Origin of the sequence: Mesorhizobium sp. M0152 (assembly GCF_040322415.1) — a bacterium.
GTDB lineage: Bacteria > Pseudomonadota > Alphaproteobacteria > Rhizobiales > Rhizobiaceae > Mesorhizobium.
The window spans coordinates 1-502 of the sequence record NZ_JAMYTH010000143.1 but is presented as its reverse complement, the minus strand read 5'-3'; the positions used below and the strand labels follow the sequence as shown (position 1 = coordinate 502).

Genomic DNA, 502 nt, shown 5'->3' with positions numbered 1-502 from the left:
CCGGCGTGCTCGCCGGAGATCGCACCCGCTGCCTCATTAGCAGAGTTGAAAGATTCGCCAGTGATTACCACGACATGTTCGCCGTTCGCACCCGAGGCCGCGCCACTGTAGAAGCTGCTCACCGGGTAGCCGGACTGTATACTGGCGTTGTTGACGAAGTTCGCGCCAAAACCGTCGTTGTAGAGGCCCACCGCATCGAAGGCGAACTTGTCCTCCGCCGGGTTGAAATCGGTGATAGTGGTAATGTCCGGCTTCGACCCGACACTCGGATCGACCCCAGGCACCGGATTGTGGAACTGGAACACGAACGTGTCATTGTCGGTGCCCCCGGTCAACGTATCCTGGCCGTCACCCACGTAGAGGACATCCTGGCCGGGACCGCCGCTGAGCCTGTCATTGTCCTCACCGGAGATGCGCGCGTTGAAGCGGCCGTTGTCGCCGGAGAGATCGTCCCAGCCATCTCCGCCGAAGATGCGGTCGTTACCCTCGCCGCCAAGGGCTC

1 protein-coding gene is annotated in these 502 nt (G+C 62.0%); it reads right to left on the bottom strand.

Annotation, left to right across the window (positions count from 1 at the left end):
• A partial coding sequence (locus NKJ26_RS33530) for a calcium-binding protein (RefSeq protein ID WP_502903268.1) occupies positions 1-502 on the bottom strand: 502 nt, incomplete at both ends.